Genomic DNA, 10,019 nt, shown 5'->3' with positions numbered 1-10,019 from the left:
GTAGCATAGTTGGGGTAAATTTGAGTGTGTTTTATGATTATGAATATTTATTCATAAAGTTTCATATATACTATGGTGAATTTTTTTTGCGTGTTTCCTAAGATTTTTGCCCAGCCAAGTTTGGCGGTATTTTCATCCCCTAAGATAAATTTCATTTCTGAAGAATAATTGATTTTAAGGTATAAATCAACGCAAAATTCATAATTTGTTAAAAACATTATACTATTTTTTAAATCATCATGTTTAGTTCCATTAGGCATAAATTTAACCGCTTCTTGATATGAAATATCTTTTATATAAATTGCTATTTTATTTTGATAAGAGGTAAATTTATCACCTAGTATGAAATTACTCCCCAAGGCATGATTTTTTACGCCCAGTTTATTTCTTTGAGTATCAGAGATTAAAATTTGGTGAGGCAAATTTTCAATGATTGATAATTTGTCTTTTAGTTTAAAATTAACTTGCAAAACTCTTTCTATATATGTTTTTGGACGTCTTAAGCTCAATAATAAAGGTGCAAATGGTAAATATTTTTTTGCAATATCGTATTCTTTAATTCCTAATATATTAAATAAAATTTGAGAAATAGAGTCTTTAAAATTATCATTAAAAGATCTTGGATAATTTTTTAAGCCAATAACATCGAAAAATATCCAAAGTAAATAGTGATTAAAAAAATCAAAAAATAAAGTCCAACCTTGTTCTCCATCTTCATTTCTGGATAATTTATCTAACATAAATGAAGGAAGTTGTGAGGAAACTCCATGTAAGCCCATAAAATTTACAAATAATTCTATAAATGATTGATCTGAAAAAATAATTTTTTCTAAATCTTTATTTGGATGCTTTAAACTTTTATTGGTTCTTAAAAATATATTTTTTTTCCCATAATTTTTTTCTAGCTTTCTTATAAGTTTAAAAAAACTATATGAAGTTGGATCATTCATATTAAAGCTTTTTTTCCAAAAGAAGCAGGATAATGCAGAATTTCTTTTGAATCAAGACATTTTATCTTTAATTCACAAAAGGAATTAATGCTAGCAAAAGATGCTAAAAATTTGGATATAACTAATCCTAGCAAATATACTTCACCTAAAGTATAAAACTTAGAATCCTTAATACTAAAAATAGCCACTGTTCCTTTTTTTGTAATATTTTCATCAATTAGATAAGTGCTTTTGCTTTGAATATCAACTATAGATTCTTTTAAAAGTTCATAAGATTTCCAATTTAACTGATTATTTAAAAAACTATAGCTTTCTAATACACCAAAAAAAGCTTTTCTACTTAATATGGTTTGATAAGAAAAAGATAATACAGAAACAAGTTTCCACAATAAATTGCCATCAACGCTGCATCTTCTCGCTTCACTTGGAATTTCGATATTTTTAGTATCAACACCTTTTAAATTGCAATTATTAATATCTCCTATTTTTAGTCTTGAAGGCAGATCTCCATTAGAGCATAAAAGATCAATGCTTATAGTTTCATCCATTAAATAAGACGAGAAAAAGGAAATTTCGCTAAATACTTCTCCTTTCGAATTCTTTTTAGTATTTATGCTATAAAAGTCTTTTTGATTATCTTTTAAAAATTCAAAACGTTCAAAACTCTTATAGTTTTTTAATAATCTTTTACCCCCTTCGCTATTGTGTGCTTTAACTTGCAATGTTTGTATAATCTCATAAGCTTTAGGTTGGCTTCTATCAACAAAAATTCGATAACTATCTTTTTTATGATTATTTATAAGAGGTTCTGCGCTTTTTGCAAAGATATTGATAATAGGCGTCATACTTAAAGAAAACAATTCTTTTCTAAATATGCAATTTGCAGGAAATGGTTTAGAGAATTTAAATTCAATATTAATTGTTCTTCCTTGGCAATTATTTAAAATATCTAAGCCATTAATTCTTAGAAAATTAAATTTATGGGGCATAAAAAAATATTCCCTTAACAAAGAAAAAGCTTCAAAGCCTAAATCATTATAAGATAAACTACTTTCATCTGGATTTAATCCTATTTTTTCAATATCGTAAGTATTAAGAAAAAATTCTTCATCAGTTTCCAAACATTGAATTTTTAATTCTTTCAAATAAGAATGCATATATAATAATAAAGTAGTAGACATGTAAGTATCGTTACCTAAATATAAATTAATTTTTTCTAAGCCCAAATCACTTATTTTTGTTTCTACTTTATCTATTTGTAATTTTAAATTAAAAGTATAGTCTTGGTTTTTGCTTGATGCAAAAACCTCATTTATCGAAATAGGGTAAAGATAGACATCATAAACAGTTTTAAATTCACAAATGCATTTATCTATAGGTTTTGATTTAACAACGGTTCCTTTTGGAATAGTAAGTTTATTTTCTTTGCTATTTTGTTCAAGTTTAAATTCTTGCATACATAATGAGGGTATGGGATTTGTATAGTTTGGAGAAACTATATTGATTAAAGATTCTGCAATATGCGGGATATTTTCATCAAGTTCTTGGTGAATTTTAGAACTTAGGATGGCTAAATTTTCAATAATTCTTTCTACATCGGGATCTTTGCTATTGTAAGCTAAAAATGGAGCTAGTTTTGGATAATTTTTTACAAAATGTTCCCTAGTTTCATATAGATATTCAAGCTCTTTTTGATAATAAAAGATATTATCTTTCATTTAACCTCACAATATCTATTATTTTTAAAAATAATTTCTATACTAAATTCTTTAAAACGATCTTCTTGAAAAAAACATTTTACAATAAAAGAAAGTTGCCAAGGGCTTAAGCTATTATCATAAGTAATAGAAACAACTCGTATTCTTTTTTCATAATTATCAATTAACTTTCTTATTTCCTTAGCCATTGATATGCATAATTCGCTAGAACTAAGATTAATGTCAGTCATATTTGGCATCCCTAAATCTTTTGCGGTATAACAGTCATTAATCTTAGAGTTGAGCAAAACTTTTATATTATTCTTTACATCCTCAAAATCATTTTGATAGAAAGGAACATGAGTATTTTGATCATCTAGCTCATGTATTAACTTATCGAGTAGAGACATTATTCTTTATCTAGCTTTCCTACTAAAGAAAGTTCAAAATTGCCACCCATGTATTTAAAATGAGGGCGAACACTAAGTCCTATTTTATACCATCCTGGCTCTCCTGGAACATCATCTACTTTAATTTGAGCTCCTCTAAATGGTCTTCTACTTCTTACTTCAGCAGGTGGATTTTCCTGATCTGAAATATATTGTCTAACCCATTCGTTTAATCCATTTTCGATATCACTTCTTTCTTTCCAGCTACCAATTTCTTCTCTTTGTAGAACTTTTAAATAGTGTGCTAATCTTGAAACTAAAAAAATATATGGAAGTTGAGTTCCTAAGCGATAATTTGTTTCCGCTTCTTTTCCTTCGGGTGTATTTGGAAATACTTTCGGTTTAAGTGCTGAATTTGCAGAAAAGAAAGCTGCATTATTGCTATCTCTTCTTAGAGTTAGAGCAATAAAACCAGCTTCTGCAAGTTCATATTCTCTCCTGTCTGTAATTAAAACTTCAGTAGGAATTTTTGATTGCATAGTGCCAAAACTTTCATAAAGATAAGTAGGTAAATCTCTAACGGTTCCACCGCTCTTTGGTCCTATAATACTTCCGCACCATCTATACTTTGCAAAACTTTCTGTTAATCTTGTGGCAAAGGCATAAGCTGAATTTCCCCATAATAAATGATTATGTGAAGCATGTACATTTTCTTTATAATTAAAACTTTTGATAGGATTTTCTTCTGGATCATAAGGACTTCTAGTAAGAAATCTTGTTACCATTAATCCAGTATATTTAGAATCTTCATTTTCTCTAAAAGTTCTCCATCTTGTATATTGCGGTCCTTCTAATAAACCTTGCAAATCTTGAATATTTGCAAGTTCAGAATAATCTTCAAGTCCAAAAAATTTAGGACCACAAGAAGTAAGAAACGGAGAATGGCTCATTGCTGCAATACTAGACATTTTATTTAAAAAAGTCATATCAGGACTTGAAGTACCAAGTTGATAATCTCCAATGATCGCCCCCACAGGCTCTCCTCCAAATTGCCCGTATTCTGAAGAATAAACATTTTTATAAATTACACTTTGTGTTATATCTGGATTATTTTCAAAATCTTCTAAAGCTTCCTCTTTTGTTATGTCAAACAAATTGATTTTTATATTTTCATTAAAATCAGTTCTTTCAACTAAAAATCTAAGTCCTCTCCAAGTGGATTCAAGTTTTTGAAATTCTTCATTATGTAAAATTTCATCCATTTGTTTTGATACTAAATCATCGATATGAGCTATCATTTCATCAAGTGCAAATTTATTAATTTTTTCTTCAGCATTATCACTTTTAACAATCTCTGAGATAAATTCAGCAACACCTCTTTTAGCGATACTATAACTTTCATCAGTTTTAGTATATTTGCTTTTTTCCATAATGCTTTCAATAATTGGCGTTTCTACTTCCTTATTTTTTTCTGACATATTGTTCTCCTTAATCTTCTTTTTCTTTAATTTCTAAAAGTAATTTTTCTTTAGTTTTTTCATCTTTTAAGGCCTCTACAACTGCTTTTCTAAAATCAGGAATATTCCCCATTGGTCCTTTTAAAGCCATCAAAGCTTCTCTTAATTGCATTAATTTTTTTAATTCAGGAATTTGATGAACTAGACTATCAGGCGAAAAATCTTTCATGCTTGAAATATGAATATCTACATCAAGTTCTTCTGCACCTGTTCCTAAAGTGTTTTTAACGCTAAAATTAGTTCTTATATCTAATTTTTGCATTACTTGATCAAAATTAATTTTATTAATTTGTAATATTTCTCTTTCTTCTAATGGAGTTTCATTTTTTCCTTTTAAATTCGCCATCACCATTAATTTTAATGGCAACTCTACATCTGCATTTTGTCCATTGGTTTTAGCTTTATATGTGATATTGATACGCTCTTTTGGCGCATGAGATCCATCTGACATTGTTAAATCCTTAAGTATATTAAAATTTTTAATTTAATTATTATATTAAAATTTACTAAATTTAATCTTGTATTATTTAATTTTATTTTTTGCGTTTTCATATTCTTCAGCTAAATAGTCTTTTAATAAAGTTTTTTCCATTAATTCTACTAAATATATATTTAGAATTTTTGAGTTTTTTTTCATTCCTTTTGATTCAAAAATTTTTGCCATTTCTAACAAGGAGTTAATATTATTCATAATAGAATTGTTAAAATTCTCTTTATCGATATTTATGAAGATTTGTTCAAAATCTTGCGATATTTGTTCTTTATCAGTTTTTTTAATTGAAAATAAGCTTTTTTTATGTTCTTTTGCCCTGATAAAATATTTATAAACTTCTTCTTTACAAATAAAATCACCATTTTGAAAACGTAGAAGCTCAATGGTTTCAAATTTGGAAATGAAATCACTCGTTAATATCATAAGAATATCTAGTTGTTTATTTTTTTTCTTTTTTTCTAAAAAATGACAGAAAAGTTGTATGCCTTCTATCCAAAAAGGATTTAAAATAAGCTCATGCATAAAACATTTAATGTGTTCTATATCATTTTTTTTATCAGAAAGCAATATACGGATTGCATCAGCATCGGGTTTTCTTATTTTAGTGATCTTTTCAGTATTGCATTCTGGTAAGCATTTGATTTTTCCCCACATTGCTTGAGAAAATAAAGCATAAGCACTAAGGTTATTTTCATCTTCATCCAAGAGTTCAAAAGCAAGTTTTTGATAAAAATTTTTGTATTCTCTTTCATTTAGAGAATTAATATTATCACTTTTAATATTTATAGATATTTGAGTTACGGGTGATTTTGGAAGCTGTGCTGGAGTTTGGGCAATTTCAATTTTTGCAAAATTACAAGATAATAAAGTTTCAAATTCTGAAAATAAAGCAATAAATTGCTTGGTAATTTCAGGAGATATAAGTATTTCTGTTTTATTATATTCTTGAATAAAATTTTGAATAAAATTTTGAATTTTTCGTTTTTGGGTTAATATGTAATCATTATTTTCATCCATAAGTTTTTTTAAATGTTGAAAAAGAAGTAAAAGTTTCTCAAAGCATTCTTGATTATTTAAATTAAAACAGGATAAAAGAAAATAATTGCAGATTTTAAATTCTAAAGAATGTTGCACTAATATAAATTGGGAATATTCATAAACTTTATCCCAAGAAATATTTTCATGATTTAAAGTTTTATATTTCGACATTTCATCTTCAAGTAGTTGGAATTCTTGTAATTCATCTAAATTATTTTTTAATTGATCACAAAAAGACATTTTGGTTCCTCTAAAAAATTATCTCATTATAATTAAATTTTAAAAAATATTATGTTAATTTTTTAAAAATTTTACTTTAAATAATTTAGAATTGAGTTAAAAATTTCAATTGAAGAAAGGATTTAATTTAAATGTTTTATAAAAAAAGCTTATTTTTTTTATTGCCTTTGATTTTTTGTGCTTGCTCAAGTATGGTCAGTATTAAAATCAACAATAAAGAAAATTCTAATCTCAATAAAAGAAATGATGATGTTCCTGTGACGGCTATCATATATCAGCTTAAAGATATTAAAAAATTTGAAGAAGCAAGCGATATGGATTTGGCCACTAGGGAAGATGGTGTATTGGGAAAAGATAAACTTGATTCTATTAAAACACAAATTGCACCTAAAGACAATATTATTGTAATTAAAGTAGATAGCGGAGAAGTTCCTTATGTTGGAGTTCTTGTTTTATTTGCAAATAATACAAACAAGGTGACAAAAATATGGGCAAAAACTAAAGACGCAAATGGATTTGGAAGTGGTAAGTATTTAAAATTTGAAATATCTAAAAAGGGTATTAAAAGAATTGAGTAGGAAATATATATGGCAAATAAATTAAAAGTTGCTTGGTTTGATGGTTTAAATATTGGACAAACTCATTTTGAGCAACAAGAAAGATTTTTTAATAGAAATATAGATCTTAAGACTATAAATATATATAGCAATTTATATGGTATAATTGACTTAGAATTTTCTCAAGAAATGTTATTGCAAGGAAAAATTGCACTTTCTAAAATTTCAGGTATCGCACAAGATGGAAGCATTTTTAATGCACCTGAACAAGATTTGTTACCAGAGCCTATTGAAATTAATTATGAATCTTTGATTGATTCTGTTGTAGTATTGAAAATTCCAATTGGAGTTACGGATATTGCTGATTTGTCCTTAAGAAACACTTTTCCAAATTCAAAGTATATATGTCTTAGAAATAGTATTGCTTTAAGAAATTATGATGATTCAAAATCTAATGCAATGGATAAAATTGAAGATGAATATGAGCTTGAAAATTTAACCTTTACTCAAGAAAAAAAAGATTTACTCCTTGCAAGTCTAAGATTAAAGCTTGGTATTTTAGGCAATTCTACTCCAGATGAACTTGAATTGCCAATCGCAAAAATTAAAAATATTGATATCAATAAAAAAATTGAATTAGAAAATGATTTTATACCTACTTGTTTAAATATTAGCAAAATACCTACTATAAGATCTTTTTTAGAGGAAATTATTTTTTCAATTAATCAGCACAAAAAAGTTTTATCTAATATTTTTAAAGGCATAGATCAAACAAAAAATACATTAGATTTTAGCACTTTCTTATCCCTTAATCTTTTAAAAAAATGGTATTTAATATTTTCACATCTATCAAAAAAAGATAAAATACACCCTGAATTTTTATATGAAAAATTTTTAGAATTTCAAGGAGAGCTTGCGTCTTTTAGCAACGAAGAATCTTTTTTGGATTTTATTCCATATAAGCATGATAATCTTTATGGTACCTTTTTAAATATGATGAATAATTTAAGATTATTATTTTCTAAAATAACAAGTCCAAAATATACAATGGCACAAATAAGTGATAATAAAAATGGTTTTTATGATTTTATTTTTGACAATCCAGGTGTTTTAGAAGATGCTGAAATTTATTTCGCAATTCGCGCAGATTCAACTATAGAATATTTACTTAGTAATTTTAAAACTCAAAGTAAAATTCATACACAAAGTAAAATTAAAAATATAGTCGCAACCCAACTTGAAGGCTTGAATGTGGATCAAGTGCCTAATATTCCTTCTAGCATTCCTTATTTAAACGGTTATGTTTATTATAAAATAAATAAAAGAGATCCATTATTTAAGGATTTTAAAAATGAAAATGTTATCAGTATTTATTTAACTAATAATATCAAAAATCCTGATATTATAATGTGGGCGGTATTTCAATGAATGAAATAAATGAAGAAAAAAAGGCATTAAGCTTACTTCTTGATTCAAATTTTGATGGTTTAAAAAATAATAAAATTGTAGATTATTCCTTAGAATTGCTTTTACTTTCTTATAGGCTTTCAAAGATCACTTCCATAGATACAAATAATATTAATCAACTCAGGGAAATGTTAGTTAATAAAATTTTAGACATAACTTCAAAACTAAGCATGTGTAAAGAATATGATGAAAAGGAAATTATTAAATTTAAATATTGTCTTTGTGTTTTTATAGATGAAAGTTTAATGAAAAATGAACTTTTTATTGATTTTTGGGCTCATAATACTTTAACGGTAAGATTGTTTGATGAAACTTTGGGTGGAAATAATTTTTACGACATTGCATCATCTTGGATTAATAATCCTTTTAAGTTTAAAGATTTTTTGGAATTTGTTTATGCTTGTTTAATTCTTGGTTATAAAGGAAAATATAATGAGGCTAAGGATAGAGATGAAAAAATAATCCATTTTTGCAATAATATTGCCACATCTTTAAAACCGGTTTATAAGATAGAAGAAGAGTTAGCTTTTAATAAAGCATACAAAATTGGTTTAGAAGAAAATATTTGGCAAAAATTTATAAGATTGTATTTTAAAAAACTTATTATCGTTGTGCCAGTATTGATTATATTAGGAGTATTAAGCTATGCAATTTTCAATTTAGAAACCAATAATCTTAAAGTGGATAATAATATATCTGTATTGATAAAAAATTTAACACATATAGAATAAATATACTAAATTTTTAAATATCAATTCATTTGTTATGAGTAAAATTAAATAAAAATTGTTTTACTGCTAGAATAAAAATCAAATGCAAAACCTATAAAAGGATAAAAATAATATAAAAACAAGCTTTAATTATGCAAATTATTAGTACAAATAAGTATGAGGTCGTATCATAATTATGCCATGGATATAATTCACGATACAATCCCAACTATAATTATGTATATTTTAGTCAGGATTATTAGATAAATTATAATTAAGCTTTGCCCTCTCTCCAGTCATCACTTCCGCTAGTTCCAGCAGCAGTATGCTCCCAAACTACTTTTCTATAGCTCATTGAAACTTTTAAAAGCTCGGTTTTATCATGGTTACTTGACTCTTGCGCATTTGGCATTATTAATTCAATATTTGTAATAATTGCATCTTCCAATTTTGTAGTAAAAAAATGTTCAGATCCACCACTTGTTGCGGTTCTAAACCAATGAACTTCGACTGTTGGAAGTCTTTCTCCTTTGGTAAGTGCATTATATAGCAAAGGCACGGACTTATTTAATGAGCAAGTAAAAGAAAAGGGCTTATGAACTCTTTGTCCAGAAGGTTGTCCACTTTGCTGATCAACAGGTACGGTTACAATATGAGATACTTCTTGAGCCATGATTTCATCTTCATGACCTGATTTATATCTATTGCCAATACTCGCTTCAGTAGATGCACCACTTGAAATTAAACCTTGAGTAGAACCTTCAATTTTTATAAACGCTGGTTCAGCCATAAAAACTCCTTTAATTTTTTTTAACATTCAAAATTGTATCATTTTAATCTTAATCTATTAAATTTTTGCAAAATATTTGCATATTAATTTGTTTTTACTTTACTAAGGAATAATGATGTTTAAAAAAATATTTGATTTTGTGAAATCAAGATTATTTATAACTGCTTTTTT

10 protein-coding genes are annotated in these 10,019 nt (G+C 26.5%); 3 read left to right on the top strand and 7 right to left on the bottom strand.

The window, feature by feature from the left end; genetic code table 11:
* Positions 1-47: 47 nt before the first annotated feature.
* The 6 genes from tssG to H2277_RS08390 form a co-directional block, all read right to left on the bottom strand.
* Positions 48-950, bottom strand: coding sequence for a type VI secretion system baseplate subunit TssG (gene tssG, locus H2277_RS08415; RefSeq protein ID WP_337201878.1), 903 nt, complete (start codon positions 948-950; stop codon positions 48-50).
* Positions 947-2,668 (bottom strand): type VI secretion system baseplate subunit TssF, encoded by a 1,722-nt coding sequence (gene tssF / locus H2277_RS08410; protein ID WP_337201877.1) that lies wholly within the window; start codon positions 2,666-2,668, stop codon positions 947-949. The genes tssG and tssF overlap by 4 nt, the downstream gene beginning before the upstream one ends.
* Complete coding sequence (gene tssE, locus H2277_RS08405; RefSeq protein ID WP_337201876.1) at positions 2,665-3,057, bottom strand: type VI secretion system baseplate subunit TssE; 393 nt, start codon at positions 3,055-3,057, stop codon at positions 2,665-2,667. The genes tssF and tssE overlap by 4 nt, the downstream gene beginning before the upstream one ends.
* The gene (tssC, locus tag H2277_RS08400; protein WP_337201875.1) at positions 3,057-4,514 is read right to left on the bottom strand and encodes a type VI secretion system contractile sheath large subunit; all 1,458 of its coding nucleotides are present in this window, start codon (positions 4,512-4,514) and stop codon (positions 3,057-3,059) included. The genes tssE and tssC overlap by 1 nt, the downstream gene beginning before the upstream one ends.
* 10 nt (positions 4,515-4,524) lie before the next feature.
* Complete coding sequence (gene tssB, locus H2277_RS08395; protein WP_126224922.1) at positions 4,525-5,004, bottom strand: type VI secretion system contractile sheath small subunit; 480 nt, start codon at positions 5,002-5,004, stop codon at positions 4,525-4,527.
* A 72-nt stretch (positions 5,005-5,076) separates the two neighbouring features.
* Positions 5,077-6,324: a type VI secretion system domain-containing protein gene (locus H2277_RS08390; protein ID WP_337201874.1), complete on the bottom strand. Its 1,248-nt coding sequence runs from the start codon at positions 6,322-6,324 to the stop codon at positions 5,077-5,079.
* A 131-nt stretch (positions 6,325-6,455) separates the two neighbouring features.
* Between H2277_RS08390 and tssJ the strand changes: the two genes are divergently transcribed.
* The 3 genes from tssJ to icmH are packed head-to-tail and all read left to right on the top strand — an operon-like array spanning position 6,456 to position 9,079.
* The gene (gene tssJ, locus H2277_RS08385; RefSeq protein ID WP_337201873.1) at positions 6,456-6,902 is read left to right on the top strand and encodes a type VI secretion system lipoprotein TssJ; all 447 of its coding nucleotides are present in this window, start codon (positions 6,456-6,458) and stop codon (positions 6,900-6,902) included.
* A gap of 9 nt (positions 6,903-6,911) precedes the next feature.
* On the top strand, positions 6,912-8,309 hold the full coding sequence (tssK, locus tag H2277_RS08380) for a type VI secretion system baseplate subunit TssK (protein ID WP_337201872.1): 1,398 nt from the start codon (positions 6,912-6,914) through the stop codon (positions 8,307-8,309).
* Complete coding sequence (gene icmH, locus H2277_RS08375) at positions 8,306-9,079, top strand: type IVB secretion system protein IcmH/DotU (RefSeq protein WP_337201871.1); 774 nt, start codon at positions 8,306-8,308, stop codon at positions 9,077-9,079. The genes tssK and icmH overlap by 4 nt, the downstream gene beginning before the upstream one ends.
* Before the next feature lie 253 nt (positions 9,080-9,332).
* Here icmH and H2277_RS08370 read toward each other — a convergent pair whose 3' ends face one another.
* Positions 9,333-9,848: an Hcp family type VI secretion system effector gene (locus tag H2277_RS08370; protein WP_002779662.1), complete on the bottom strand. Its 516-nt coding sequence runs from the start codon at positions 9,846-9,848 to the stop codon at positions 9,333-9,335.
* Between the last annotated feature and the right edge of the window lie 171 nt (positions 9,849-10,019).

Source organism: Campylobacter sp. W0014 (genome assembly GCF_020135975.1).
Taxonomy (GTDB): domain Bacteria; phylum Campylobacterota; class Campylobacteria; order Campylobacterales; family Campylobacteraceae; genus Campylobacter_D.
Note: the sequence above shows the minus strand (reverse complement) of the source record. Positions and strands in the feature narration are given on the sequence as shown.